Below are 20,805 nucleotides of genomic sequence, written 5' to 3'. Positions count from 1 at the left end.
GCATGCCCGACCCGGCGCCCCGGTCCCGGGAGGATCCGGAGTACCGTGCGGGGGAAGGCAGGCACCTGGGCCATAAGGGTCCTGTCTGGACGAAGTTCACGAAAGGGACCAAGTGACGGACACGCTGACCGACATCACCCGCGTCGGAGTGGTGGGCTGCGGCCAGATGGGCGCGGGCATCGCCGAGGTCTTCGCCCGCGCCGGCCTGGACGTCAAGGTCGCCGAGACGACCGGTGAGGCGCTCGAGCTCGGCCGCACCCGGCTCCACGGCTCCCTGGCCAAGGCCGTCGAACGCGGGAAGATCAGCCAGGAGGAGCGCACCGCCACCGAGGCGCGGCTCACCTTCACCACGGACCTCGGCGCCTTCGCCGACCGCGATCTGGTGATCGAGGCCGTCGTCGAGAACGAGCAGGTCAAGACCGAGATCTTCCAGGTGCTGGACCAGGTGGTGACCCGCCCGGACGCGATCCTCGCCTCCAACACGTCCTCGATCCCGCTGGTGCGGCTCGCGGTCGCCACCTCGCGCCCCGACCAGGTCATCGGCATCCACTTCTTCAACCCGGCGCCCGTGCAGGCGCTCGTCGAGCTGATCCCGGCGCTCACCACCTCCGAGGCCACCATCAGCCGCGCCCAGCTGATGGTCGAGAAGGCGCTGGGCAAGCACGCCATCCGGGCGCAGGACCGCTCCGGCTTCGTGGTGAACGCGCTCCTGATCCCGTACCTGCTGTCCGCGATCCGGATGTTCGAGTCGGGCATCGCCAGCCGCGAGGACATCGACAACGGCATGGAGCTGGGCTGCGCCCATCCGATGGGGCCGCTCAAGCTCGCGGACCTGATCGGCCTGGACACGGTGGCCTCGGTCGCCGACTCGATGTACGCGGAGTACAAGGAACCCCTCTACGCCGCGCCGCCGTTGCTCCAGCGGATGGTGGACGCGGGGCGACTGGGCCGCAAGTCCGGCTTCGGGTTCTACCCCTACGGCTGACGCGCCGCCGCCTCCCGCCGGGCTCGTCGCCGGCGGGAGGACGAGCACGCTCCCGTCGGGTGCGGTCAGATGACCCGGTGGGCGGGCCGCGGCGACGGCGGGCCCGACCGGGTACCCGCGCCCACCCGGTCGTTGCGCAGGACCAGCAGCGCCACGTCATCGGCGGGCACCCCCGAGACGTGCCGCGTCAACTGCCCGAAGACGGCGCGGACCACCCCGTCCGGGGAGAGCGGGACGCTACGGATGGCGTCCAGCAGCACCACCTCCAGCGGGAAGAAACGACCGCGCCGGTCCCGGGCGTCCGCCGCCCCGTCGGTGTGCAGGAACAGCGCCTCGCCGGACAACAGCCGCCCGCAGCGCACCAACGGCAGTTCGGCGGGCAGCGGGAAGAGCCCCAGCGGTGGCAGCGGATCGACCTCGGTGACGGGGAACGCACGTCCCCGGGGCCCCCGCGGACCGGCGAGGGCACGCAGTCGGTAGGGCCAGGGATGGCCGCAGTTGACCGCGACGACCTCGCCGGCCGGGTCGATCTCCATGACCAGCAAGCGGACGAACTCCTCGGCGACCGGGCTGTCCGGTGCGGGGTCGAGCCGGGCGCGGTCGTCCAGGTGACGGGCGAGGGCGCGGTCCAACCGGCGGACGACCCCCGCGAGTTCGGGCTCGTCGTGCCCCGCCTCGCGGAAGCTCCCGAGCACCGCGGCGACCGTCGACAGGGCGGCCAGGCCGTGTCCCCGTACGTCGCCCATGACGATCCGCACTCCGTGCTCGGTGGCGAGGACGTCGTACAGGTCGCCGCCGACGCACGCACCGCGCTCCACCGAGAGCCGTCCACCGGCGAGGGTGAGGCCGTCGATCCGTGCCGGAAGGGGGCGCAGCAGGGCGTTCTGTGCGGCGCGGGCGACCCGCAGGGCCTGTTGGACCTCCCGCCGCACCACGGTGCGGACGTGGACGACGAACCCGGTGCCCACGGCGAAGAACACCGCGCCGTTGACGAGCCGGGCCTCGATGCCCGCCTCCCGGGCCAGGGGGCAGACGAGCTTGTAGGTGACGGCGATCGCACCCCAGAGGGTCGGCAGACCGAGCACCCGTGCGGAGGAACGGACCCAGGGCGGAACCCCCGCGCTGCTACGGATCATGCCGACGGCCCCCCTCGTAGGCCCTGAATTCGGGTCGAAACCCTTACGGCCGGATCGATTCTGGCGACCCGGTCGGCCGTTCGGGCCGCTTCGCCCGGCTGTGCCACCCGAACGAGTGAGCAAGAGTGCGGGCATGCAGAAGGGGCGCGTCCGAGTCATCGAACGCGCCCCTTGAGAGGCACCTACCGGAGGAGGGCCCGCGGAGTGCGGGACCCTCGCTCGGGTCAGACTCCGCGCAGCACCGCACCCGCTCCGTCGGCCGCCCGGGCGACGGCCGCGTCACGGGCCGCCGACGCCTCCTCGACGGTCAGCGTGCGGTCGGGCGCCCGGAAGCGCAGCGCGTACGCGAGCGACTTCTTGCCCTCCCCGACCTGGTCGCCGGTGTAGACGTCGAACAGGCGGACGGACTCCAGCAGCGGACCCGCGCCGAGCCGGAGCTGGTGCTCCACGAAGGCGGCGGGAACCGCGGCGTCCACCACGAGCGCCACGTCCTGGGTCGCCACCGGGAAGGTGGAGATCCGGGGCGCCTGCGGCAGCCCCTCGCCCGCGCGCTGGAGGAGGTCGAGGTTCAGCTCCATCGCACTGGTCCGGGCGGGCAGCCCGAACGCCTTGACCACCCGCGGGTGCAGTTCGCCCGCGTACCCGACGGGCGTCTTCACCCCGTCGACCGCCACGAACAGCGCCGCGCAACGCCCCGGGTGCCAGGGACCGTACTGGCCCTGCTCGACGGCGAGTTCGGTACCGGCCTCACGGGCCACCGTGCGTGCCGCCTCGACCGCGTCGGCCCACCCGGCCGGGCGGCCACCGCCCCACCAGCCGGCCTGCTCGCGGGCGCCCGCGAGGACCACGGCGAGGTGCCGGGGCTGGACGGGCAGCGCTGCGGTGAGCGCCACGATCTCCTCGTCCGAGGGGCGGCGGTCGACGGGCAGCCGGCCCGCGATCCGCTGCTCCTGACGGGGGTGGAACACCAACCCGGTCTCGAAGAGCGCGAGGTCGTGGCTGCCGCGCCCGTCGTTGCGGCGCAGCGCGTTCAGGAGGCCCGGCAGCAGCGTGGTGCGCAGCGCGGGTTCCTCGTCGCTCAGCGGGTTGACGAGCCGGACCGTCCGACGGTTCGGGTCGTCGGCGGCGAGACTGAGCTGGTCGAGGGCCTGCTCACCGATGAACGGGTAGTTCAGCGCCTCGACGTAGCCGGCCCCGGCGAGCGCCCGGCCGACCCGGCTGTGCAGCCGCTGCCGGTCGGTGAGCCCGCGGCCCGCGGGGGGCCGGGGCAGCGTGGAGGGCAGGTTCTCGTAGCCCTCCAGCCGGATGACCTCTTCGGCGAGGTCGTTCGGGTCGGTGAGGTCGGGCCGCCAGGTGGGCACGGTGACGGTCAGCTCGTCCTGCCCGTACACGTCGCAACCGACCTGCTGGAGGCGGCGGACGACCGTTTCCCGACCGTAGGTGACGCCCGCGACCTTGTCCGGGTGGTCGGCCGGGATGCGGATGGTGTGCGGGGCGTCCGGGCCGATGAACTCGGTGACGCCCGCGTCGGCGGTGCCGCCCGCGAGCAGGATCAGCAGGTCGACGGTGCGCTGTGCGGCGGCGGACGCGGCGAGCGGGTCGACACCGCGCTCGAAGCGCTTGGACCCCTCGGTGGCCAGCTTGTGGCGGCGGGCGGTCCGCGCGATGGTCACGGCGTCGAAGTGCGCGGCCTCGATCACGACCTCGCTGGTGCCGGTGACCGCGCCGGTCTGCGGGTCGACGACCGCGTCCGCGATCTCCGTGTGGGCGCCGCCCATGACGCCCGCGAGGCCGATGGGACCGCGGTCGTCGGTGATCACCAGGTCCTCGGCGTCGAGGGTCCGCCGGACGTCGTCCAGGGTGGTCAGCTGCTCGCCGGCCTCGGCGCGACGCACCCCGACGGGTCCGTGGACGCGGCTGCGGTCGTAGGCGTGCAGCGGCTGGCCCAGCTCCAGCATCACGTAGTTGGTGATGTCGACGGCCAGGGAGATCGGACGCATCCCGGCCTTCTGGAGGCGGCGGCGCAGCCAGATCGGGGACCGGGCCTCGGGGTCGAGCCCGGTGACCGTGCGCGCGGTGAACCGGTCGCAGGCACGCGGGTCGGCGACCTGGACGGGGTAGCCGTAGGCGTTGGGGCCGGGCACGTCGAGCAGAGCGGGGTCGCGCAGCGGCAGCCCGTACGCGGTGGCGGCCTCCCGGGCGACGCCGCGCATCGACAGGCAGTAGCCCCGGTCGGGGGTGACGGCGATGTCGAGGACCTCGTCGACGAGTTCCAGGAGGGCGATCGCGTCGGTGCCGACCTCGTGCTCGGGCGGCAGGACGATGATGCCCTTGGTGCCGTCGTCGCCCATGCCCAGCTCGTCGCCGGAGCAGATCATGCCGCGCGAGACCCTGCCGTACGTCTTGCGCTCGGCGATCGCGAAGCCGCCGGGCAGTTCGGCACCGGGCAGCACGACGACGACCTTGTCGCCGACCGCGAAGTTGCGGGCGCCGCAGACGATCTCCTGCGGCTCGCCGGTGCCGTTGGCGGTGCCGACGTCGACGGTGCAGAAGCGGATGGGCTTCTTGAACCCCTCCAGCTCCTCGATGGTGAGGACCCGACCGACGACGAGGGGGCCCTTGAGGCCGGCGCCGAGCTGTTCGACCGTCTCGACCTCCAGGCCGGCGGCGACGAGCCGGGCCTGTACGTCACGGCCGGTCTCGGTGGCGGGGAGGTCGACGTACTCCCGCAGCCAGGAAAGCGGGACCCGCATCAGATCTCCATCCCGAACGGCCGGGTGAAGCGGACGTCACCCTCGACCATGTCTCGCATGTCTTCGACGTTGTGGCGGAACATCAGCATCCGTTCGATGCCGAACCCGAAGGCGAATCCGCTGTACTTCTCCGGGTCGACGCCGCAGGCGACGAGCACCCGCGGGTTGACCATGCCGCAGCCGCCGAGCTCGATCCACCCCTCGCTGCCACAGGTGCGGCAGGGGCGGTCCGGGTTGCCGATGGACTCGCCGCGACACACGTAGCAGAGCATGTCCATCTCGGCGGACGGCTCGGTGAACGGGAAGTAGTTGGGCCGCAGTCGGGTCTTCATCCCGGCCCCGAAGAGCGCCTGGACCATGTGGTCGAGGGTGCCCTTGAGGTCGGCCATGGTGAGGCCCTCGTCGACGGCGAGCAGCTCGATCTGGTGGAAGACCGGCGTGTGCGTGGCGTCCAGCTCGTCGGTGCGGTAGACCCGGCCCGGGCAAACCACGTAGACGGGGAGTTCACGGCCGAGCAGCGCACGGGCCTGCACCGGGGAGGTGTGGGTGCGCAGCACCACGCCCGAGTCGACGTCCTCGCCCTGCGGGCCGGCGACGAAGAACGTGTCCTGCATCTGCCGGGCGGGGTGGTCGGGGGTGAAGTTCAAGGCGTCGAAGTTGAACCACTCGGCCTCGACCTCGGGGCCCTCGGCGATCTCGTAGCCCATGTCGACGAAGACGTCGGCGACCCGCTCCATCAGGGTGGTCAGCGGGTGACGGGCACCGGCCGGTACGCGGTCGTACGGCAGGGTGACGTCGACCGCTTCCTCGACGAGGACCCGGGCGTCCCGCTCGGCCTCCAGTTCGGTCTGGCGGGCGGCGAACGCCTTGTTCACCGCGCCCCGGGCTTGGCCGACGCGCTTGCCCGCATCGGCCTTGGCCTGCGGGGGCAGGGCGCCGATCTCCCGGTTGGCGAGCGCCAGCGGGGAGGTGCCGCCCGTGTGGGCGATCTTCGCCTCCTGGAGCTGTGCGAGGTCACCGGCGGCGGCGAAGGCGGCGAGCGCCTCGTCCCGCCTGCGCTCGATCTCTTCCGGTTTCAGTGCCTCGACCTCGACAGGGTCGTACGACTTGTTCGGTGCCGACATCTCTTCCCGTGCTTCCGATTGGCTGGCGGATGGTCCCCGTCCCGGCTCGTGGACGCCCCGTCCCCGGTGGGGGACGTTGCCGCCCCGGACCGTGGGGACGCAAAGGTGCCAAAGGCCGAGTCTAACGGGGTCGGGAGCCGCCCCCGCGCCGTAGGCCCGTCGTGCGGGGACCCGTCGGGGCGGGCGGCTGCCCTGACCGCGCGTGTGCGCGGAGCGTGCCCGTGACCCCTCAGACCAGATAGGCGGGGGTGGCCACGGGCAACGTAAATCGGAACTCGGCGCCGCCCGCGGGGCCCCGGCCGACGGTGATGGTGCCGCCGTGGGCTTCGACGATGCCCTTGACGATGTACAGGCCGAGCCCGGTGCCGCCGCGCTTGCTCCCCCGCCAGAAGCGGGTGAAGACACGGTTCATGGACTCCTCCGGGATGCCTGGCCCCTCGTCGCTGACCGTGACCGACGTCCCGGTGATGCCGGGTTCGCGCGGGGACGGCGAGGGTTCCACGTCGATGCTGACAGTTCCCTCGCCGTGGCGCACCGCGTTTTCCAGGAGGTTGCTGAGCACCTGGTCGATCTTGTCGGGGTCCGCCCACAGTCCGGGCAGCGGTTGCCGCAGCCGGACGAGGAACCGGTCGACGGGCTGCCCGGCCGCCACGTGCGCCTGGACGTGGCGGCCCACGGCGGCGCCGATGTCGACGGGCTGGCGCCGGACCTCCAGCCGTCCCGAATCGATGCGGGAGATGTCCAGGAGTTCCGCGATGAGCCGGGTGACGCGGTTGGCGTCGGCGTCGACGGTCTCCAGCATCAGCTTCTTCTGATCGTCCGTGAAGCGCTCCCACTTGGCGAGCAGGGTCGCGGTGAAGCCCTTGACGGAGGTCAGCGGGGAGCGCAGTTCGTGGGCGACGGTGGCGATCAGCTCGGCGTGGCTGCGCTCGGTGCGCCGGCGGGCCTCGGTGTCCCGCAGCGAGACGACCACCCGGCGCACGGGGCCCCTCGGCTCGGTGCGGACGTAGCGCGCGGTGACCATGACCTCCCGGCCCCCGGGGAGCAGCAGGTTGCGCTCGGGCTGGCCGCCGCGGATCACGAGCCCGCCGTACGGATCGGTCAGGCGCCACCAGCGGCGGCCTTCCAGGTCCTCCAGCGGCAGGGCGCGCTCCAGCGGGGCGCCGAGGGCGGCCGCGGGGCTGACGGCGGTGATCCGGGCGGCGGCGGCGTTGAAACAGATGACCCGCCCGGTCTCGTCGGCGATGACCAGCCCGTCGGGGAGGTCGTCCGCGGTGATCCCGTGCGCGTCCGGGCAGGACGGCGCGTCCGGACCGGGCGCGCCGCCCGTGTCCGCGGCGCTGCTGGTGCCGACAGCCATAACCCCGTACCCCACCTCTCGAACTGGTGCAGTGGGCCCCCGAGTTCGTCACCCTACTAGCCGCCGGTCCCCGACTGCCAGAAACCGCCGGCCGCCCGGGGAGGTACCCGAGGCACGGGGCGGGCGGGCACGCCGGTGCGTGTGCGCCCCGGGCGCGCCCTACGCCTGGCAACCGCCCCGCGTGCGCTGTGCCCGGGCCGAGGCGTAGAGGCAGACCGCGGCGGCGGTCGCGAGGTTCAGGCTCTCCGCCTTGCCGTGGATGGGGACCCGGACCACGGCGTCGGCGAGGGCGCGGGTCTCCTCGGGCAGGCCCCACGCCTCGTTGCCGAACACCCAGGCGGTGGGTCCGCCCATGGTGCCCCGGTCGAGCTCGGTGTCGAGGTCGTCCGCGCCCGCGCCGTCGGCGGCCACGATCCGGACGCCCGCCTCCCGCAGCCGGGCGACCGCCACCTCCACGGGTACGCCGACGGCCACCGGCAGGTGGAACAGGGAACCCACCGAGGCACGGACGGCCTTGGGGTTGTAGGGGTCCACGGAGGCGTCGGTGAGGACGACGGCGTCGGCGCCGGCCGCGTCGGCGCAGCGCAGGACGGTACCGGCGTTGCCCGGGTCGCGGACGTGGGCGAGGACCGCGACCAGGCGGGGGCGGGCGGCGACGACGTCCTCGAAGGGGGTGTCGAGGAACCGGCAGACGCCGACGAGGCCCTGCGGGGTGACGGTGGTGGAGATCTCTGCGATGACCTCCTCACCGGCGAGGTGGACGCGGGCGCCCGCGCGACGGGCGTCGGCCACGATGTCGGGGTAGCGGTCCGCGGCGTCCGGCGTGGCGAAGATCTCCACCAGGGTGGGTTGCCCCGCGGTGCGGTGGGCCGCCGCCTCCCGGACGGCCTGGGGTCCCTCGGCCAGGAAGAGGCGCTCCTTGCCCCGGAAGTTGCGGCGCGCCAGCCGCTTGGCCGCCGTGACCCGCGCGGATCGCGCGGAGATCGGCTCGGGACCGGTGGACATCGGGGCTCTCCCTGGGTTCGGTGCGGACCGGCTCGCTCCCCGCGGCGGACCGGCGGTCCGGCGCTTCGGCCGGGGGAACGGGGCCAGGAACGGGCGGCGGGTGCGGACGCAGCCGGACCCGTGGACCGGGTCGGTCCACGGGTCCGGGCGTCACCGTCTGGGTGCGGCGGGAGCGGTGTTTCAGGCAGCCGCGCGCGGCGCGTTCACATCGCTGGGCAGCGCCTTCTGCGCGGCCTCGACGAGCGCCGCGAAGGCGTTCGCGTCGTTGACGGCCAGCTCGGCGAGGATCTTGCGGTCCACCTCGATGTTGGCGGCCTTCAGACCCTGGATGAAGCGGTTGTAGGTGATGCCGTTGGCGCGGGCCGCAGCGTTGATCCGCTGGATCCACAGCTGACGGAAGTCGCCCTTGCGCTTCTTGCGGTCGTTGTAGTTGTAGACGAGGGAGTGGGTGACCTGCTCCTTCGCCTTGCGGTACAGGCGCGAACGCTGACCGCGGTAACCGCTGGCCTGCTCCAGGATTGCCCGGCGCTTCTTGTGGGCGTTGACTGCCCGCTTGACGCGTGCCACTTGTTAGCTCCTTGTAGCGGGGCCGCGGTGTTCGTCACGCGGCCCGGTATCGATTGGGTCCCGGTCCTGGCGTCGCACGGCCCCCTGGGGGGCCCGCGACGTCACTTGCCGAGAAGCTTCTTGATCTTCTTGGCGTCGCCCGGGGCCATCTCGGCGTTGCCGGTGAGACGACGCGTCAAACGGGACGACTTGTGCTCGAGCAGGTGGCGCTTGCCGGCGCGCTCGCGGAGCACCTTGCCGGAGCCGGTGATCTTGAAGCGCTTGCTGGCACCGCTGTGCGACTTGTTCTTCGGCATAGCGCCGTTATCTCCTCGTCGGTGGCGCCCCGGTGCCCGGTCCGGAGACCGGGCACGGTGGAGCGTCATGTGTGTTGATGGACATCCCCGGACGCGAGTCCCGGGATCACGCCTCGGCGGGCGCCTCGGCCGGAGTCTCCGCGACCGGAGCCTCTTCGACCGGAGCTTCCTCAGCCGGAACATCCTCAGCCAGAGCTTCCTCAGCCGGAGCATCCTCAGCGGCGGGCTGCTGCGTGCGGCCCGGCTGAAGGGCCTGGCGCTCGGCCTTGCGGGCGGCCTGGGCCTCCCGGGCTTCGGCCATCGCCTCGGTCTTCTTCTTGTGCGGACCGAGGACCATGATCATGTTTCGGCCGTCCTGCTTCGGGCTCGACTCAATGAAACCCAGGTCCTGGACGTCCTGCGCGAGCCGCTGGAGCAGGCGGTAGCCGAGCTCCGGCCGGGACTGCTCACGGCCACGGAACATGATCGTGATCTTGACCTTGTCACCCTGCTTGAGGAACCGGACGACATGACCCTTCTTGGTGTCATAGTCGTGCGGGTCGATCTTCGGCCGGAGCTTCATCTCCTTGATGACCGTGTGCGCCTGGTTCTTGCGCGCCTCACGGGCCTTCATGGCCGACTCGTACTTGAACTTCCCGTAGTCCATGAGCTTGCAGACCGGCGGACGGGCGTTCGCCGCGACCTCGACCAGGTCCAGGTCGTACTCCTGCGCAAGCTCCAGGGCCTTGGCAAGCGGGACAATCCCGACCTGCTCGCCGCTGGGACCGACAAGTCGCACCTCGGGAACGCGAATCCGGTCGTTGATGCGGGGCTCGGCGCTGATGGATCCTCCTCGGTAGCACCACGCGGCGGCCTGGCTGGACAGCCGCGTAACGTCTCTTTTCGTTAGACCTAACCGCGCCGACACACGAAAAATGCCCCGGACGATCACAGCGGGGCTCCTCACGTACCGGAACACCGCCGCGACAGCGCGGGGCGTACATTCGGGCTGATCACACCTCGGGGACGTGATCGCCTGACCGGTGACCCGCCGCCCCGGGGGGCGGTCAGGTGGGAGAGCGGAGCCTCCACTTGTGGGCCGGGCACGCGAATGCCCAGCCGGTCGTTCACTCAGGTTAACAGTTCCCCGACAGCACGGCCAATCAGCGCCACGGGGGCCGCGCGCCCTGGTCGCGGGGTGCTGGGCCTATCGTGTGGGGCATGAGTGACGCCACCCCAGAGAACCCGGCCGGCCCGGCCACCGCGGACGCCGAGGGCCCGGCCCCCGACTTCGACACCATGACCCGCGACATCGCCGATGTCCCCGCGGTCGAGGTGATCACGACGGTGGCGGTCCATCTGATGAGTGCCGCCGCCGTGAACCTCGGTCTCGCGCAGGAGGGCGACCAGCACAAGGACCTCGACGAGGCCCGCAAGCTGATCCACGCACTGGCCGGTCTGGTGGACGCGGGCGGCACCGAGATCAGCTCCTTCCACGCGGCTCCGCTGCGCGACGGCCTCAAGTCGCTCCAGTTGGCCTTCCGCGAGGCGTCCACCGTCCCGGACGCGCCGGGCCAGGGGCCGGGCGAGAAGTACACGGGCGTGGTCTACGGCTGACCCGCGCACCCGCAGCGCCACGGACATGAGGAGAGGGGCCCCGCGGGGCCCCTCTCCTCATGTCCGTGGCGTTCAGACGCGCGCGTACAGCGGCTCCCCCGGCGGGGTGCTACCCGGCGGCAACAGCGCCAGGTCGAGACCGCGCACCAGCCGGGCGCGGAGGGTCAGGTCATCGGCCAGGCGCTCGGCCAGGGCCCGCACCACGTCGGTGGCGGGCGCCGTCGGGTCGAGGACGAGGGCGAGGACGGCGTCCGCGTGACCCGCGCCGAGGTGGGCGCTGACCACGGTGGGCTCGGCCGCGACCACGGCCCGCACCGCCTCGGCGACCGCCGGGTCGGCGAGCGGATCGGTGCTGGTGCGCCCCTCCGCGAGGGCGAGCAGGGCGGGCCCGGTGAGCTCGTACGGGACGGGCCCGGCCAGGTCGATGACGATCGTGTCGGCCTTCTCGTGGGCGGCTGCCTGGAGCGCCTGCTCCAGCGGCACCGCGACGGGCCGGGCCGCGGGGTCCCAACGGGCGAGGGAGGCGGTGGAGGTGAACGCGGGCAGGGCGGTGCGGCCCCGGGCCTTGAGCGTCGGGACGGCCATCTCGCTCGTCTTCTCGCGGCGCAACCCGTTCTCGTCCTCCTCGACCTCACCGAGCAGGGCCACCATCGGCACCAGCAGGCGGGTGCCCCGGAGGGCTTCGAGGAGCGGGCCCTCCGCGCTGCGGTCGGCGGCCCAGGCGGTGAGCGCGGCGCTCAGCCGGGGGTCGGCGGAGCCGTCGTCGTCGGAGTAGCCGGGCTGCGGGATGTTCTTCTTCGCCACGGGGCACGATCCTAGTGGGCCCGACGCGGGGCCCACCGGGCGGGAGGACCCGGGTCACGGTCCGACATTCTCAGCGGAAGCTGAGATTCATCTCACGGCGCCCACACGAGGACACCGGAGCATCCCCGCATGTTCCCGCGCTCACCCAACCCGGCGAGGACCAGCACGCCGTCCCCGCGCCCTGTCGTCCTGTTGACGTTCGTCGGCTCCCTGCTGGTCGTCCTGTTGGGGTGTTCGTCCCCCGGGCACACCCGTCAGGGGTCCGGCGGGCCGCCCGACTCCGGCGCCCCGGCGTCGTCACCCTCCTTATCCTCGCCGTCGACCGTGCCCTCACCGTCGACCACCCCGAGCGCACGGCCCGAGGAGACCACCGTGGAGCAGGAGGAGCGGCTCGCCCGCGCCCTGGAGCCCGTACGCACCCGGGGCAAGTCCCGGTACTCGGTGGCGCTGGCCCCGCTGGACGGGGACGGCGCCCCGGTCGCCTATCGGGGCACGACGGCGTTCGCGACGGCGAGCATAGTGAAGGTGGACATACTGGCGGCCCTCCTGCTCGGCGCCCAGCGGTCGGGGCGGCGGCTCACCCCGGGCGAACGGGGGAACGCGACGGCGATGATCGAGCGCAGCGACAACGCCTCCGCGAGCGCGCTGTGGACCGAGATAGGCGGGGCCCAGGGTCTCGACGCGGCGAACGAACGGCTCGGGTTGACCAGGACCGCGGGTGGCGCGGCCGGGCGGTGGGGGCTGACCCAGACCACGGCCGTGGACCAAGTGGCCCTGTTGCGGGCGGTGTTCGACGCGCAGGGCGGTTCGGCGCTGAGCGCGGCCTCACGCGCCTACGTGCAGCAGTTGATGGGGCGGGTGGTGTCCGGCCAGGACTGGGGGGTCTCGGCGGCGGGCGGCTCCGAGCGGGCGCTGAAGAACGGGTGGCTGCCCCGGACCGCGACCGGACTGTGGGTGATCAACAGCGTGGGGCGGGTGTCCGTGGAGGGGCGGAGCTATCTGGTGGCCGTGCTGTCGGACGGTCACACCTCGATGAACGAGGGCGTGCGACTGGTGGAGAAGGTCGCCTCACTGGCGGTCGAGGCGCTGGAGGACGGGTCGGCGGCGGACGGGACGACGGCGGACGGGTCGCAGGCTGCTCCGGCGCCCTCCACCCCCTGAGCCGGACGGACCCGACGGCTCCCGGAGCTCAGTCGGCGGGGCGACGCCGCCACAGGACGACCGCCACGGCCAGCAGGACGACCCCGACGCCCCCGGCGAACGGCCCGACCCACCCGTTGCCCTCCTTCTTCACGGGACGGTCGGGGCCGGGTCCGAAGTACCGCTGGCCCTGGGCGGCGGCGCGCGGCTCCGGGCCCAGGTCGGCGCCCGCCTTGATCGCGGCAGCGGGGGCGACCAGGCCGAAGCCCCGGGAGTCGTCGCGACCGCCCTCGGGCGGGTGCTGGGCGGTGTCCTCCAGCAGGCGCTTGATCTGGGCGGGGCTCAGATCGGGGTGGGCGGCCCGGACCAGGGCCACGGCACCGGAGACGAACGCCGCCGCGGCGCTGGTGCCCCAGCCCTCGTAGTAGCGGCGGTCCGGGTCCACCAGCACGACGTCCTCACCGGGTGCGCTGACGGTCGCGTACCAGCGGCGGGTCGAGAAGGGCGCGCGGGTCCCGAACCGGTCCACGGCGGTGGCCGCGATGACCCCGGGATAGGCCGCGGGGTACGAGACGTGGTCGCCCTTCTCGCCGCCGTTGCCCGCGGAGGCGATGACCGACGCACCCTTCTTCAGGGCGTACCGGACGGCCGCGTCCTCCGCGGGCTCGGGGTGGGCGGAGGCGGAGTCGTCGCCGAGCGAGAGGTTGATGACGTCGGCGCCCTGGTCGGCGGCCCAGCGGATGCCTTCGGCGAGGGCGGTGCCCCGGGTGTCGCGGGCCTTCTTGCGGGACGGGTCCCCGTCCTCCAGGATCACCCGGATCGGGAGGATCCTGGCCCCGGGTGCGATGCCGAGGACCCCGTCCGCGTTGCCGGGGCCGTGTCCGTGGCCGGCGATGATCCCGGCCATCGCCGTGCCGTGCCGTGCCCAGGGCCGGTCGCCCCGTTGGGCGCCGAAGCCGATCAGGTCCTTGCCGGGCAGGACGTTGCCGGTCAGGTCGGGGTGGGAGTCGTCGACGCCGGTGTCGAGTACCGCGACCGTGATGCCCTCGCCCTTCGTGGTGCGCCACGCCTCCTCGACCCGGAGGGCCTCGTGGCTCCACTGGCGGGCCCGGATGTTGTCGGCGTGGACCGGTGCGGTGGGCAGGAGCGTGAGGGCGGTGGCGAGGCCGGCGCAGACCAGGGCGGTGGTGGCGCGGCGGGCCGGTCGGTGACGGGAGGTCATGGTGTCTTCTCCGCGGCTGCGGTGACCCGGGCGCGCAGACCGCGTTCGATGCGGTCCGCGAGTCCCTTGGCCTCGTGGCCGAGTCCGGACTGGGCGGCGGCGGAGGTGCCGTCGCCGCGGGCGGCCTCGGTGGCGGGCTCCGGGTCGGTGACGGTGCGGCCGTCCGCGAACCCGGACACGGCGAAGGCGATGACGGGGGCGTCGGTGAGGACGGACAGGGTCCAGGTCGCGCGCTGCTGGTCCCCGAAGCCGGCGGCGGGGGTGCCCGCGACGGCGTACGGACGGGGCATCAGTTCGCGGCTCCGGTCGAGGCCCTGTTCGGTGACGCGGGTGCGCAGCGCGCGCATTCCCTTGGCGTCCGCCTCGGTGAACAGCAGGCCGACGGTGGTGAGGTGGCTGCGGGTGTCGTCGGTGTACGTGGCGCGCACCAACCGTTCGCAGCCGGCGGGGTCGAGGGCCTTGTGCAGCAGGGGGTCGAGGCCCTTGGCGCAGGTGCTGTCGGGGGCGACGGCGACGCGGCGCCACAGGCGGTCCGCCCCGCCGGGGCCCGCTTCCTCGCCGCGCACGGTCCGGGGGAAGAGTTCGTCCACCGGGGTGCTGTGCCACAGCTCGGCCAGGGCGGCGAAACGATCGGCGGGGCCGGGGGCCGCGGTGCTGTCCCCGGTGAGCCAACTGCCGGTGACGGCACCGCCGATGAGGCCGAGTCCGAGGATGATGCAGCTCGCGGCGGTGGCGGCCCGGTAACGGGCGAAGCGGCCGGGCTGGTGGTCCGGGTCCCGGTCGGCGGGGTCGCGCAGTCCGTCGCCGGGCAGTCGGTGCACCGGTTCGTCGTCGAACGGCCCCGGTTCGTAGGGGCCGGTCGGGGCGGGCCAGGTGCGCGGGTCGCCCGGTCCGGGCGGGAGGGGGCCGTGGGGGTCGTCGTCCCAGTACCCGCCGCCGGTGCGGTGGTCGGGCGGCGGCGTGGGGTGGTGCTCCTCGACCGCGGGGTACGGGGGGCGGGGCGAGCGCGGTCCCGGCCGGGTCGGTCGGCGGGGCGCGGCCGGTCGGCCCGGGTACGGGGGGCGGGGCGGGTGCACGGGCCCGGCGCCCGGCAGTTCGGACCCGGCGGCGCCCGGGGACGGGGCGCCGGGGGTGCGGGGCTCGGGCGGCGGCTCGTCGGGGAAACGGGCCGAGGCGACCGGGGGCGGGGGCAGGGTGGGGCCCGGGGGGCCGGGTGGACTCAGGGGGACGGTGGGGGGTGCGGGCACACCGAAGTGGGGGCCGTGGCCCGGCCGGGTCCGGCCGGGAGCGCCGGCGTATCCCGGGCCGTCCGGCAACGGGTTGTCGTCAGCCATTCCGCGAACGTCGAACACCCCTTGAGTATCCAGTGACTTGCGAGTTCCGGGAGTGCGGGTACGGGAACTCGCCGTCGGCGGACGGTCCGGAGCGGGGGCGGGCAGATCGACGCCGGGGCGCGTGAGGGGCGCACCGGTGGGGCGCGGGGGTGCCGAGGGGCGTGGTGGGTGGAGCGGCGGGGGCGGCGGGCCCACCAGGTCCATCGCGCCCACCGGGTCCATCGGGAAGGCGCGGGTCGGCGCGGGGGCGGGCGGTACAGGGGGGTTCAGGGGGGCGGGTGGGTGTGCGGGGGCAGGCCCGGTCGTGTCCGTGCTCATGCGCCCCCCGTTTCCTGGCCGGTCCCCCTGGGACCGGGTCACCCGTGCCGGGCCCGCTGCCCGGCTCCTCTCCAGCGGCCCGCGCCCGGACCCCACCGCGGGCCCGGGACGGTGCGTGCCCCGGGCGGGTCACTGCCGACCGCTGCACGGCTCGCGCCCGCGAAGACCTCGGCGGTCGGGCCGTCCGGCTCCCGGCCGCGGGCCGGGCCGACCGGGCAACGGGACCGCGGCGGAACCCGCCGGTGACGGGGCCGGCCACCGCGACCGGTCCCACCGGGTCGTGCGGCGGACGATGCGGCCGACCGGTCCGGCGGGTGGTTCCCGGGCCCGGTCGTTCGTTTGCGTTCGCGTCACTCTACGGGCTGATGACCTTCATCGGGGAGCCGGAGCGGCCACCGGCGGCATCTGCCCGGTACATCCCCCTACCCCCCGGTAACCGCATCTGGCAGGCTGCGGGCATGACTGCGCGCGCCGCCGACCGGGCCCGTTACGACCGGGCCACCGCCGGGCTGGACGCCCCGCTGGCGATCGTGGACCTGGACGCCTTCGACGCCAACGCCGCGGATCTGGTGCGCCGGGCGGGCGGCACACCGGTCCGGGTGGCCACCAAGTCGGTGCGCTGCCGGGCGCTGTTGGAGCGGGTCCTGGAACGGGAGGGCTTCGCCGGCGTCCTGTCCTTCACCCTCGCCGAGTCGCTCTGGCTGGCGCGCTCCGGCTTCGATGACGTCCTGCTCGCCTACCCGTCCACCGACCGCGCCGCCTTCGCCGAGCTCACGTCCGATCCGAAGCTGGCCCGGGCGGTCACCGTGATGGTGGACGACCCCGCGCAGTTGAGGCTGATCGACGCGGCGCGCGGGGGTCGGGAGGAGGTGCGGGTGTGTCTGGAGTGGGACACCTCGCTGTGGCGGGCGGGCGGCCTGGTCCGGGTGGGGGCGCGCCGGTCGCCGCTGCGCTCCCCCGCCGCACTGGCGGAGGTGGCCCGCGCGGTGGCCGGGACGCCCGGGTTCCGGCTGGTGGGGGTGATGGCGTACGAGGGGCACATCGCCGGGGTCGGTGACGCGGTGGCGGGCCGTCCGGTGCTGTCGCGCGGTGTCCGGCTGATGCAGTCGGTGGCCAGGCGGGAGTTGGCGGTGCGGCGCGCGGAGGCGGTGCGTGCGGTGCGGTCGGTCGCGCCGGACCTGGAGTTCGTCAACGGTGGCGGGACCGGCAGTGTGCAGCACACGGCGGCGGAGGACGCGGTGACGGAGGTCGCCGCGGGGTCGGGGCTGTTCGTGCCCCGACTGTTCGACCACTACGCGTCGTTCACGGGGCGCCCGGCGGCCCTGTTCGCCCAACCGGTGGTCCGGCGCCCGGGGGTCGGCGTGGTGACCGTGCTGGGCGGTGGCTACCCGGCGTCGGGCCCGGCGGGGGCGGACCGACTGCCCGTCCCGTACCTGCCCGAAGGGCTGCGGTACGCGAGGACGGAGGGCGCCGGTGAGGTCCAGACCCCGCTGTTCGGCTCGCCGGCGGACGACCTGCTGCTCGGGGACAAGGTGTGGTTCCGCCATGCGAAGGCGGGTGAGCTGTGTGAGCGCTTCGATGCGCTGCACCTGGTGCGGGGCGATCGGGTGACCGCCGCGGTGCCGACCTATCGGGGCGAGGGCCGGACGTTCCTGTGAGTCCCGGTGCGGCGGGCCGGGCACCCCGCGGTGTGGGCGCTCACGCCGTGGAGCGGTCCACGCCGAGCAGTCCGGCGACGGCGTCGACGGCGATCACCCGGACCCGTTCCTCCCGAACGTAGTCGTGGGCGCACAGGCGGGGCACCACCAGGCCGTCGAGGAGGGCGAGGACGACCGTCACCAGGTCCTCGGGGTCCTGGTCGGTGGTGAACCGGCCGGTCCGCACGCCCTCGTGGACCGCTTCCACGAACGGCCGCCGGTAGCGGCGCTGGAGATCGGCGCTGTGGGCCCGCAGTTCGGGGTCGCGGACCGCGGCGTACCAGAATTCGAGCAACATCCGCCAGGTCTGTTCCGGCTGGCTGGCCAGTCCGCGCTCCAGGAGTCGGAGCAGGCGCTCCCACGGCCCGTCCTCCTGGGCGGCGCAGCGTTCCATGACCCGGACCTCCTCCTCGGTGGAGTGGTGGAGGGCCGCGACGAGCATGTCGTCGCGTGAGCCGAAGTAGAACTGGAGCGTGCTCACGGCCACGCCCGCGGCACTCGCCACATCGCTGAACCGGGTCCGGTCGTAGCCCCGTTCGGCCAGGACGGAGGCGGCCACCCGCAGCACCTCGACGCGCCGTTCGCCACCGGCCCGACGGCGGTGCCCCCGCTCGTTGTCCACTACCGGCCCCTTTTGCTGCTCGTTGGTCGCTGGACCGGCCGACTGTACAGCCGACCGGTACGGCGGTACGGCGTGGGCTACCGTATGACCGACCGGTACCGTCGTACGACAACCGTGTCCGTGCTCCCCCGAACGCGCCCGCTCCCCGACCAGGAGCGGCCCACGTCACCCAGGAGATCCCGCATGCCGCTGACCCGTCACGAACGCGAAGAGTTCCTCGCCGAGCCCCATGTCGCGGCGATCTCGATGGACTCGGGCGACCCGGGCCGCGCCCCCGTCTCCGTCCCCATCTGGTACCAGTACGCGCCGGGCGGCGACCTCTGGATCCTCACCGGAACCACCTCGCGCAAGGCCGAACTGATCGCGGCGGCTGGCCGGTTCACCCTGTTGGTGGACCGGGTGGAACCGACCACGCGGTACGTCTCCGTCGAAGGGCCCGTCATCAGTACGGCACCCGCGGACCGGGAACACATCCGGGAGCTGGCGGCCCGCTACCTGCCCGCCGACAAGGTCTCCGGGTACCTCGACTTCGCCGAACGCGAGCACGGCGAGCAACTGATCGTCCACATGCGCCCGGAGCGTTGGATGACGGCCGATCTCGGCTCGGTGTGAGCGCGCCGCGGGGCGCTCACAGCGGGGTGACGTAGGCGCCGGAGATCCCGCCGTCCACCAGGAAGTCGGTGGCGTTGACGAACGACGCGTCGTCGCTCGCCAGGAAGGCGACGGCGGCGGCGATCTCCTCGGCCTCGGCGAACCGCCCGACGGGGATGTGCACCAGCCGGCGGGCGGCCCGCTCGGGGTCCTTGGCGAACAGCTCCCGGAGCAGGGGGGTGTTGACCGGCCCGGGGCACAGCGCGTTCACCCGGATGCCCTCACGGGCGAACTGCACGCCCAGTTCGCGGGACATGGCGAGGACACCCCCCTTGGAGGCGGTGTACGAGATCTGCGAGGTCGCCGCGCCCATCCGGGCCACGAACGAGGCGGTGTTGATGATCGAGCCCTTGCCCTGGCTGCGCATGTAGGGGATGGCCGCCTTGCAACACAGGTACACGGAGGTGAGGTTGACCTCCTGGACGCGCTGCCACGCCGCAAGTGGGGTGTCGAGGATGGAGTCGTCGTCCGGCGGTGAGATCCCGGCGTTGTTGAAGGCGACGTCCACCGAGCCGTAGGTGTCGTGGGCCGCCCGGAACAGTGCCTCGACCTGTTCGGCGTCGGTGACGTCGGCGGCGACGAAGGTGCCGCCGACCTCCTCGGCCACCGCGGTGCCGGCCCGTTCGTCGATGTCGCCGCAGACGACGTGGGCGCCCTCGGCGGCCAGCCGGCGCGCGGTGGCGAGGCCGATCCCGCTGGCCGCTCCGGTGATCACGGCGGTGCGGCCGACCAGTCGTCGGCAGACGGGCTCGGCGGCGGGCGGCCGGGGGTCGGCCGCCGGGGTTTCGGTCATGGGTCAGACCTCCGTGCTCAGGAAGACGTTCTTGGTCTCGGTGAAGGCCGCCAGCGCGTCGGGGCCCAGTTCACGCCCGAGCCCGGACTGCTTGAACCCGCCGAACGGGGTCCAGTAGCGGACGCTGGAGTGGGAGTTCACGGACAGGTTGCCCGCGGCGACCGCGCCACAGACCCGTAGGGCCCGGCCCAGGTCGCGGGTCCACACCGAGCCGGCCAGGCCGTACTCGGTGGCGTTGGCGAGCCGGACGGCCTCCGCCTCGTCGCGGAAGGGCAGCACCACGGCCACGGGCCCGAAGACCTCCTCGGTGGCGGCGGGGGCGTCGGGAGCGAGGCCGGTGAGGACGGTCGGCGCGAACCAGAAGCCCGGCCCGTCGGGGCACCGGCCCCGGATGCCGGGCAGGTCGTCGGGGACGTAACCGCGGACCCGGTCGCGTTGCGCCCGGGAGATCAACGGCCCCATCTGGGTGCGTTCGTCGGCCGGGTCGCCGACGCGCACGGACTCCACCGCGGGGGCGAGGAGTGAGAGGAAGCGCTCGTACACCGTGTCCTGCACCAGGATGCGGGTCCGGGCGCAGCAGTCCTGGCCGCTGTTGTCGAGGAAGGACGGGGGCGCGGCGGCAGCGGCGGCCTCGATGTCTGCGTCGGCGAAGACCAGGTTGGGGCTCTTGCCGCCGAGTTCGAGGGTCACCCGCTTCACCCGGTCGGCGCACTTCGCCATGATCGCCTTGCCCACGGCGGTGGAGCCGGTGAACACGATCTTCGCGACGCCCGGATGGGCCACCAGTGCGTCGCCCGCGATCCTCCCCGCACCGGGCAGCACCTGGAACAGGTGCTCCGGCAGCCCGGACTCGCGACCGAGTTCGGCCAGCCGCAGTGCGGTGAGCGGAGTGGTCTCGGCGGGTTTCAGGAGGACCGCGTTGCCCGCCGCGAGTGCCGGCGCGGTCCCCCAGGCGGCGATGGGCATGGGGAAGTTCCAGGGGGCGATGACCCCGACGACCCCGAGCGGTTCGAGGATCGTGACGTCGAGTCCGCCGGCGACCGGGATCTGTCGCCCGCTCAGCCGCTCCACCCCGCCGGCCGCGTAGTCGAGGAGGTCCCGTACGTTGCCCGCCTCCCAGCGGGCGTTGCCGATCGTGTGGCCGGCCTCGCGGACCTCCAGGTCGGCGAGTTCTTCGAGGTGGGCGTCGACCGCGGCGGCGAACCGGCGCAGGGCGCGGGCCCGGTCGCCGGGTGCCAGGCCCGCCCAGTGGCGCCCGGCGGCGGCCGCACGGGTGACGGCCCGGTCCACGTCGACGGCGGTGGCGCCGGGGACGGTGGAGACCACCTCTTCGGTGCTCGGGTTGAGGACGGTCAGGTCGTAGGGCTCGTCGGGCGCGGGCAGCCGGGGCGGGCGGTGCGGG

At 73.7% G+C, this 20,805-nt stretch carries 19 protein-coding genes; 5 read left to right on the top strand and 14 right to left on the bottom strand.

All coding sequences use genetic code 11. The features are described from left to right. Positions 1–124 precede the first annotated feature (124 nt). Complete coding sequence (locus ACFV88_RS20820) at positions 125–985, top strand: 3-hydroxybutyryl-CoA dehydrogenase (protein ID WP_385493242.1); 861 nt, start codon at positions 125–127, stop codon at positions 983–985. 65 nt (positions 986–1,050) lie between these two features. Here the strand turns inward: ACFV88_RS20820 and ACFV88_RS20815 are convergent, their stop codons facing one another. The 8 genes from ACFV88_RS20815 to infC all read right to left on the bottom strand — a co-directional run bounded on the left by ACFV88_RS20815 (position 1,051) and on the right by infC (position 10,049). Next, the gene (locus ACFV88_RS20815; RefSeq protein WP_385493147.1) at positions 1,051–2,121 is read right to left on the bottom strand and encodes a PP2C family protein-serine/threonine phosphatase; all 1,071 of its coding nucleotides are present in this window, start codon (positions 2,119–2,121) and stop codon (positions 1,051–1,053) included. 224 nt (positions 2,122–2,345) lie between these two features. Continuing rightward, entirely contained in the window at positions 2,346–4,874 is a 2,529-nt protein-coding gene (pheT, locus tag ACFV88_RS20810; protein WP_385493146.1) for a phenylalanine--tRNA ligase subunit beta, read from the bottom strand. Further along, the gene (gene pheS / locus ACFV88_RS20805; RefSeq protein WP_385493145.1) at positions 4,874–5,998 is read right to left on the bottom strand and encodes a phenylalanine--tRNA ligase subunit alpha; all 1,125 of its coding nucleotides are present in this window, start codon (positions 5,996–5,998) and stop codon (positions 4,874–4,876) included. The genes pheT and pheS overlap by 1 nt, the downstream gene beginning before the upstream one ends. Before the next feature lie 229 nt (positions 5,999–6,227). Further along, a complete protein-coding gene (locus ACFV88_RS20800) occupies positions 6,228–7,358 on the bottom strand; it encodes an ATP-binding protein (protein WP_385493143.1) in 1,131 nt (376 codons plus the stop codon). 159 nt (positions 7,359–7,517) lie between these two features. After that, on the bottom strand, positions 7,518–8,363 hold the full coding sequence (locus ACFV88_RS20795; protein WP_385493142.1) for a TrmH family RNA methyltransferase: 846 nt from the start codon (positions 8,361–8,363) through the stop codon (positions 7,518–7,520). A 180-nt stretch (positions 8,364–8,543) separates the two neighbouring features. Further along, the gene (rplT, locus tag ACFV88_RS20790; protein WP_073792201.1) at positions 8,544–8,930 is read right to left on the bottom strand and encodes a 50S ribosomal protein L20; all 387 of its coding nucleotides are present in this window, start codon (positions 8,928–8,930) and stop codon (positions 8,544–8,546) included. Between the two features lie 101 nt (positions 8,931–9,031). Next, a complete protein-coding gene (gene rpmI, locus ACFV88_RS20785) occupies positions 9,032–9,226 on the bottom strand; it encodes a 50S ribosomal protein L35 (RefSeq protein WP_003947156.1) in 195 nt (64 codons plus the stop codon). Between the two features lie 106 nt (positions 9,227–9,332). Beyond that, on the bottom strand, positions 9,333–10,049 hold the full coding sequence (gene infC, locus ACFV88_RS20780; protein ID WP_385493241.1) for a translation initiation factor IF-3: 717 nt from the start codon (positions 10,047–10,049) through the stop codon (positions 9,333–9,335). A gap of 377 nt (positions 10,050–10,426) precedes the next feature. On the opposite strand from infC, the gene ACFV88_RS20775 reads away from it, so the two are divergent. After that, positions 10,427–10,822 (top strand): DUF1844 domain-containing protein, encoded by a 396-nt coding sequence (locus tag ACFV88_RS20775; RefSeq protein ID WP_385493141.1) that lies wholly within the window; start codon positions 10,427–10,429, stop codon positions 10,820–10,822. A 72-nt stretch (positions 10,823–10,894) separates the two neighbouring features. Here ACFV88_RS20775 and ACFV88_RS20770 read toward each other — a convergent pair whose 3' ends face one another. Further along, positions 10,895–11,626, bottom strand: a complete 732-nt coding sequence (locus tag ACFV88_RS20770; protein ID WP_385493140.1) for an SseB family protein — start codon at positions 11,624–11,626, stop codon at positions 10,895–10,897. 129 nt (positions 11,627–11,755) lie between these two features. Between ACFV88_RS20770 and ACFV88_RS20765 the strand changes: the two genes are divergently transcribed. Then, positions 11,756–12,787 (top strand): serine hydrolase, encoded by a 1,032-nt coding sequence (locus tag ACFV88_RS20765; RefSeq protein ID WP_385493139.1) that lies wholly within the window; start codon positions 11,756–11,758, stop codon positions 12,785–12,787. 28 nt (positions 12,788–12,815) lie between these two features. Here the strand turns inward: ACFV88_RS20765 and mycP are convergent, their stop codons facing one another. Further along, positions 12,816–13,988, bottom strand: coding sequence for a type VII secretion-associated serine protease mycosin (gene mycP / locus ACFV88_RS20760; protein WP_385493138.1), 1,173 nt, complete (start codon positions 13,986–13,988; stop codon positions 12,816–12,818). Continuing rightward, on the bottom strand, positions 13,985–15,322 hold the full coding sequence (locus tag ACFV88_RS20755; protein ID WP_385493137.1) for a hypothetical protein: 1,338 nt from the start codon (positions 15,320–15,322) through the stop codon (positions 13,985–13,987). Before ACFV88_RS20755 ends, mycP begins: the two co-directional genes overlap by 4 nt. Positions 15,323–16,098: 776 nt before the next feature. On the opposite strand from ACFV88_RS20755, the gene ACFV88_RS20750 reads away from it, so the two are divergent. Continuing rightward, entirely contained in the window at positions 16,099–17,298 is a 1,200-nt protein-coding gene (locus ACFV88_RS20750) for an amino acid deaminase/aldolase (RefSeq protein ID WP_385493136.1), read from the top strand. Positions 17,299–17,338: 40 nt separating this feature from the next. On the opposite strand, the gene ACFV88_RS20745 is transcribed toward ACFV88_RS20750, so the two are convergent. Then, positions 17,339–17,959, bottom strand: a complete 621-nt coding sequence (locus ACFV88_RS20745; protein WP_385493134.1) for a TetR/AcrR family transcriptional regulator — start codon at positions 17,957–17,959, stop codon at positions 17,339–17,341. 183 nt (positions 17,960–18,142) lie between these two features. Between ACFV88_RS20745 and ACFV88_RS20740 the strand changes: the two genes are divergently transcribed. Continuing rightward, a complete protein-coding gene (locus ACFV88_RS20740; RefSeq protein WP_385493133.1) occupies positions 18,143–18,571 on the top strand; it encodes a pyridoxamine 5'-phosphate oxidase family protein in 429 nt (142 codons plus the stop codon). A gap of 16 nt (positions 18,572–18,587) precedes the next feature. Here ACFV88_RS20740 and ACFV88_RS20735 read toward each other — a convergent pair whose 3' ends face one another. Both ACFV88_RS20735 and ACFV88_RS20730 read right to left on the bottom strand, forming a co-directional pair. Beyond that, positions 18,588–19,403, bottom strand: coding sequence for a 3-oxoacyl-ACP reductase (locus ACFV88_RS20735; RefSeq protein ID WP_385493132.1), 816 nt, complete (start codon positions 19,401–19,403; stop codon positions 18,588–18,590). 3 nt (positions 19,404–19,406) lie between these two features. Beyond that, positions 19,407–20,786 (bottom strand): aldehyde dehydrogenase family protein, encoded by a 1,380-nt coding sequence (locus ACFV88_RS20730; protein ID WP_385493240.1) that lies wholly within the window; start codon positions 20,784–20,786, stop codon positions 19,407–19,409. Positions 20,787–20,805: the final 19 nt, after the last annotated feature.

It is taken from the genome of Streptomyces sp. NPDC059816 (genome assembly GCF_042732055.1).
Lineage (GTDB): Bacteria > Actinomycetota > Actinomycetes > Streptomycetales > Streptomycetaceae > Streptomyces.
Note: the sequence above shows the minus strand (reverse complement) of the source record. Positions and strands in the feature narration are given on the sequence as shown.

Excerpts from the sequence above, each read along its gene's own strand:
- ACFV88_RS20815 (WP_385493147.1), bottom strand. The coding sequence starts at position 2,121 with ATGATCCGTAGCAGCGCGGGGGTTCCGCCCTGGGTCCGTTCCTCCGCA.
- pheT (WP_385493146.1), bottom strand. The coding sequence starts at position 4,874 with ATGCGGGTCCCGCTTTCCTGGCTGCGGGAGTACGTCGACCTCCCCGCC.
- pheS (WP_385493145.1), bottom strand. The coding sequence starts at position 5,998 with ATGTCGGCACCGAACAAGTCGTACGACCCTGTCGAGGTCGAGGCACTG.
- ACFV88_RS20800 (WP_385493143.1), bottom strand. The coding sequence starts at position 7,358 with ATGGCTGTCGGCACCAGCAGCGCCGCGGACACGGGCGGCGCGCCCGGT.
- ACFV88_RS20795 (WP_385493142.1), bottom strand. The coding sequence starts at position 8,363 with ATGTCCACCGGTCCCGAGCCGATCTCCGCGCGATCCGCGCGGGTCACG.
- rpmI (WP_003947156.1), bottom strand. The coding sequence starts at position 9,226 with ATGCCGAAGAACAAGTCGCACAGCGGTGCCAGCAAGCGCTTCAAGATC.
- ACFV88_RS20775 (WP_385493141.1), top strand. The coding sequence starts at position 10,427 with ATGAGTGACGCCACCCCAGAGAACCCGGCCGGCCCGGCCACCGCGGAC.
- ACFV88_RS20765 (WP_385493139.1), top strand. The coding sequence starts at position 11,756 with ATGTTCCCGCGCTCACCCAACCCGGCGAGGACCAGCACGCCGTCCCCG.
- mycP (WP_385493138.1), bottom strand. The coding sequence starts at position 13,988 with ATGACCTCCCGTCACCGACCGGCCCGCCGCGCCACCACCGCCCTGGTC.
- ACFV88_RS20755 (WP_385493137.1), bottom strand. The coding sequence starts at position 15,322 with ATGGCTGACGACAACCCGTTGCCGGACGGCCCGGGATACGCCGGCGCT.
- ACFV88_RS20750 (WP_385493136.1), top strand. The coding sequence starts at position 16,099 with ATGACTGCGCGCGCCGCCGACCGGGCCCGTTACGACCGGGCCACCGCC.
- ACFV88_RS20740 (WP_385493133.1), top strand. The coding sequence starts at position 18,143 with ATGCCGCTGACCCGTCACGAACGCGAAGAGTTCCTCGCCGAGCCCCAT.
- ACFV88_RS20735 (WP_385493132.1), bottom strand. The coding sequence starts at position 19,403 with ATGACCGAAACCCCGGCGGCCGACCCCCGGCCGCCCGCCGCCGAGCCC.